The sequence below is a fragment of the Mesorhizobium sp. M7A.F.Ca.MR.245.00.0.0 genome (assembly GCF_003997415.1).
Taxonomy (GTDB): domain Bacteria; phylum Pseudomonadota; class Alphaproteobacteria; order Rhizobiales; family Rhizobiaceae; genus Mesorhizobium.
The window spans coordinates 1-393 of record NZ_RZTE01000119.1; the positions used below are offsets into that span (position 1 = coordinate 1).

Here is a 393-nt window from a genome sequence, read left to right on the forward strand (position 1 = left end):
GCTTTCGAGACGGTCAGGCCAGCTTTTCCTCGGCTCGTCGGCGCAGACCCCCTCTCCGTCTCGGCTTCGCCGAGCCACCTCTCCCCCGCTTCACGGGGCGAGGAACCGAGCACCGCCTCTAAAATGACCAACAATTAACTTTGCTTGTCGCCAGTACCTTGCCTATCGTCTGCAGACAGAACCGGAGCCGTTGATGACATCCAGGATTGAATGGCTGTGCGGAGCGCTGTTGGCGTCCTCTTTGGCTTTTGTCATGACCAGCCCGGTGCTGGCCGAGAGCCCCGTCTTGCCCAACACGGTTCCGGCCGAGTTCAAGGTCACGGATTTCCTGCTCGACAACGGCATGGAGGTGGTCGTCATTCCCGACCACCGTGCGCCGATCGTCACCCATAT

Annotated in this window: 1 pseudogene; it reads left to right on the forward strand. The window is 60.6% G+C overall.

Annotated features, from left to right (window positions below):
• Positions 1-193 precede the first annotated feature (193 nt).
• Positions 194-393: pseudogene (locus EOB80_RS34340) on the forward strand (insulinase family protein); the annotation flags it as partial.